This window comes from Streptomyces phyllanthi (genome assembly GCF_009377205.1).
Classification (GTDB): domain Bacteria; phylum Actinomycetota; class Actinomycetes; order Streptomycetales; family Streptomycetaceae; genus Streptomyces; species Streptomyces phyllanthi.
The window spans coordinates 1-2227 of record NZ_VJZE01000814.1 but is presented as its reverse complement, the minus strand read 5'-3'; the positions used below and the strand labels follow the sequence as shown (position 1 = coordinate 2227).

General features: G+C 66.0%; 3 protein-coding genes. 2 read left to right on the top strand and 1 reads right to left on the bottom strand.

The features are described 5' to 3' along the window. Positions 1–3: 3 nt before the first annotated feature. Complete coding sequence (locus tag FNH04_RS45180) at positions 4–783, bottom strand: DUF3050 domain-containing protein (protein ID WP_194237040.1); 780 nt, start codon at positions 781–783, stop codon at positions 4–6. A 219-nt stretch (positions 784–1002) separates the two neighbouring features. On the opposite strand from FNH04_RS45180, the gene FNH04_RS45175 reads away from it, so the two are divergent. Together FNH04_RS45175 and FNH04_RS45170 are read left to right on the top strand one after the other, a co-directional pair. Continuing rightward, positions 1003–1581, top strand: a complete 579-nt coding sequence (locus FNH04_RS45175) for an antibiotic biosynthesis monooxygenase (protein WP_322725702.1) — start codon at positions 1003–1005, stop codon at positions 1579–1581. Between the two features lie 29 nt (positions 1582–1610). Continuing rightward, positions 1611–2227: anthranilate synthase component II (locus FNH04_RS45170; protein ID WP_322725700.1), on the top strand; the 617-nt coding region annotated here is incomplete at its 3' end.

Sequence of the window (2227 nt, the reverse complement as noted above, 5' to 3'; positions counted from 1 at the left end):
GCCCTACCCCATCGCCTCCACGATCCCGTCCCACAACCTGATCCGCGCCTCCAGCGCGAGCGTCGCCGTCTCGGCAGCCTCCTGCCAGCGGGTGTCGGCGCCGCCGCACAGGTCGGCGACCATCTGCAGGGCCATCGGGGTGTGCTCCTCGCCGTCGACCTCGATATGGCGGGACAGGTAGTCGCAGAAGAGCGGGAAGCGGTCCGTGCCCTCCTTCTTGATCACCTGGTCGAACATGTCCGGGATCAGGTCCTCCCGGGAGAACGCGAACGCGGCGGCCCGGCAGTGCAGCGGCCGGTCGGCGATGATCTGGAAGGTCGTGCGGACGAAATCGGCCGCCGGGGCCGGGACCTGGGCTACCCGCAGCGCCGCGGACACGTCGTGGCCCTCCTTGACGAGCGCGAGGAAGGTGTCGATCCGCGTCGTGTCCGCGCCCGCCTCGTCCATGCCCGCGCGGTACAGCTCGAAGTGGCTGGTGAAGCCGCCGTTCAGCTCGTCGCTCTCCTCGACCAGCACGATGTCGTTGATCAGCCGTCGGCTCACCTCCGATCCGAGGGGCACCCAGGGCACGTCCACGCATGTCAGTTCCCGCTGGAGCGACTTCAGCAGGGACATGAAGTCCCATACCGCGAACACGTGGTGCTCCATGAACGCCGCCATGTCCGCACGGCTTCTCATCCGCTGGTAGACCGGGTGCGCGGTCACTTCCTTCCGGGTGGGTTCGATCACGGCACGCGCCCGATCAATTCCCTCGTGGGACATGTTCCAGTCGTAGCGGGACATGGATCTCCTTCGCTTTCCCAACGAGCCGGATGCCGATCGTGCGCCTTTCTTTTCCGGATCGGCAACCGCTTTCAGGAATTGTGGGAAAGTTACCCCCAGTACCGATCTGCAGATGAGGTCAAGTCGGACGAAAGTGCCCCATAGGGGCCCCTTCCGGGCGCTCGAAAAATTCTTCGTTAAACATTGAACGTGACCCGTCCGTTATCCGTACTCGACGGCGTGAGCAGGAATCCCGTTACCGTCACCGTGGCGTATCACGTGGTGCCGGGCCGTGAGGCCGACTTCCACTCCTGGGGGTGGGCCATGCTGCGCGCGAGCGCGCAGCAGCCGGGTTTCCTGGGGGGCGGTGTCCTGGTCGACGGAGAGGCGGACTGGCATGTGGTCTACCGCTTTGACAGCGATGGTGCCGCCCGGAACTGGGAGAACTCGGACGCCTGGGCGGAGCTGGCCGCCCGGGGCGAGGGACTGGGACGGGAGACCGGCCGACGGAGCATGAAGGGCTCCAAGGCCTGGTTCGACTCCCAGACCGTGACGCCGGCGGCACCGCGCCCGCCACCGAAATGGAAACTCTGGTTTGTCAATATGAGCGCGGTCTTCCCGCCCGTGCTCCTGTTCAATCTGGTCGTACTGCCTTATCTAGAAAGTCTTAATCCTCTTATCCGCACACTGTTGCTGTGTCTGTCCGTCACAGCCATCGTCACCTGGATTCTCATGCCGAGGCTCCAGCGTTTCTTCAAGAAATGGCTGTACCCGCCGCTCCAGGCACTCCGCGGACGGCACAAACGACGGACCGCCTAGGTCCGAGAACGAAAAAGGGGGGTGGGCGGGTGAAGACTCTGCTCATCGACAACTACGACTCGTACACATACAACCTGTTCCAGCTGATCGCCGAGGTCAACGGCGAGGAACCGGTCGTCGTGCTCAACGACACGCCATCCGGCGACATTCCGGACCTGCGGGATTTCGACAACGTGGTGGTGTCACCGGGCCCCGGCCACCCCGCCGAACCCCGTGACTTCGGCATCGCCGCCCGGATCATCGCCCGGGCCGATGTCCCCGTCCTCGGCGTGTGCCTGGGCCACCAGGGCATCGCCGTGGGGGAGCGGGCCGACGTGGTGCCCGCCCCCGAGCCCCGCCACGGGTATCTCTCGACCGTCCGCCACGACGGCCGGGACCTGTTCCACGGGCTGCCGCAGAACTTCACCGCGGTCCGCTACCACTCACTGGCCGTGAGCGAACCGCTGCCCGAGACCCTGGAGGCCACCGCCTGGTCCGAGGACGGAGTCGTCATGGGGCTCCGGCACCGCACCCGGCCCGTGTGGGGCGTCCAGTTCCATCCCGAGTCCGTACTCACCGACTACGGCCACCGGATGCTCGTCAACTTCCGCAACCTCACCGCGGAACGGGCCCCCCGGCTCCGTACGAAGAACACCAAGGTCACCCC

Coding starts and splice junctions, on each gene's coding strand:
- FNH04_RS45180 (WP_194237040.1), bottom strand. CDS start 783: ATGTCCCGCTACGACTGGAACATGTCCCACGAGGGAATTGATCGGGCG.